The following is a 1133-nucleotide window of genomic DNA, read 5'->3' as shown; positions in this document are numbered from 1 at the left end:
GGGCTGAAGCACCGCTCTGCTTATCTCAATGGCGATTTCACGCGCTCTCAACCTTGGCTCAGGGTTGGCTGATTGAATTGAGTAGTTATGCTCATCGCAAAGGTGAGATGCTCCCTGATTCCTTAAGAGTTGCAAATTTCTCCGGAGTTAGTGCAGCAACTGCTGGCGAAGGCAGTTCAGGTAAGATGACTATTAATGTACGAAATACAGTTCTTTTAGAAAATGATGGAGTAATTGCGACTAGAGTTACTCCAGAGGCGAGAGGAAACGGAAAAGACGTATCGATTAAAGCAGGCTCCTTGGTGCTTTTGAATGGGGGACAAGTTCAAGCAGGAACCCAGGGACGGGGCAACGCAGGCAACGTGATTATTGAAGTACGCGATCGCATAGTTGCCGATGGAGAAGCACGAAATGGGTTTTCTAGCGGTGTGTTGAGTACTGTAGAATCCAGTGGAAGCGGCGAAAGTGGCGATATAAAGATTACAGCAGGTTCTCTGCTTCTATACTGCATCAGGGCACAGATTGCGTGTTACGAAAGGACTGAAAGCGAAGCGTTAATAGGGTGCGACCTCCATCCGATACATTGGAAAAAACCGATTACCTTTTGCTCCATAAGGGTTTTGAGTGCCTGTAAAATTGATCAATGAATAATCAAAAAGACTACTGTGAAATCGTTCAAAAACCTTATCAGCAGGAGGCTTGAGTCACTTTAGTATCAGGTAGAGGTCGCACCCTCGTAAAGCCGTCCTTCGCTCTGCTAAAGGACGGGGTTTCTACCCATTTCTCTGATGATAGGAACTGATCTGAGCGATCGCGCTTAACTGCACTAATCTCAAATCCTGATGGATATACTCAATCACTTGTTTCAAACTAGATTGAGACAACCCGTTTGAATCACTAGAGAGTTTGGGGTGCGTGGTGCAATACTTCCGTAATAGGTGAATCGCTAGGGCAGTTCTGAGGCTATCGACTAGCAATTGACCTGCCATTCCACTCCGCTCTGTTTCTACTTTCAAAGGGGTGCGACCTCTACTTGATTTAATCATTCAATCATGATATTACCTCAGTGATGCAACCAAGAGGGGTGAGTATGAGCGCTCAATTGTTAAGTCAGTCCGGGACACAAGTGAAGA

The 1133-nt window shown here is 45.8% G+C and carries 2 protein-coding genes; one reads left to right on the top strand and one right to left on the bottom strand.

The features are described from left to right. Positions 1–647, top strand: a 647-nt coding sequence (locus tag BRW63_RS27040) for a hypothetical protein (RefSeq protein ID WP_223257540.1), incomplete at its 5' end; no start/stop codon positions are given. 126 nt (positions 648–773) lie between these two features. Here BRW63_RS27040 and BRW63_RS27035 read toward each other — a convergent pair. Then, entirely contained in the window at positions 774–1016 is a 243-nt protein-coding gene (locus BRW63_RS27035) for a hypothetical protein (RefSeq protein ID WP_143162019.1), read from the bottom strand. Positions 1017–1133 lie beyond the last annotated feature (117 nt).

The organism is Phormidesmis priestleyi ULC007 (genome assembly GCF_001895925.1).
GTDB lineage: Bacteria > Cyanobacteriota > Cyanobacteriia > Leptolyngbyales > Leptolyngbyaceae > Phormidesmis_A > Phormidesmis_A priestleyi_A.
This window is presented reverse-complemented; position numbering and strand designations above follow the sequence as displayed.